Below are 213 nucleotides of genomic sequence, written 5' to 3' on the forward strand. Positions count from 1 at the left end.
TGCTGTGTTTGGCAATTTTTCACCTTGTACAACTGGCTTTGCTACTTCTTTCTTTTGACCGTCCTTCATCACCGCTTCTTTTTTGGCCATATCATTTTTTTGCTGTTCTTGTGCTATTCTCTTTTTCTCTTCTTCACTTTTTTGCTGTTCTTTAATCGCTGCTTCTTTTTTCGCTTTATCTTGCTGCAGTTGCGCCGCTTCTTCCTTTGTTAC

General features: G+C 39.4%; 1 pseudogene. It reads right to left on the reverse strand.

Annotated features, from left to right (window positions below):
- Positions 1-213: pseudogene (locus MR113_RS28165) on the reverse strand (LPXTG cell wall anchor domain-containing protein); the annotation flags it as partial.

This window comes from Bacillus cereus group sp. BfR-BA-01379 (genome assembly GCF_022663605.1).
Taxonomy (GTDB): Bacteria; Bacillota; Bacilli; order Bacillales; family Bacillaceae_G; genus Bacillus_A; species Bacillus_A mobilis.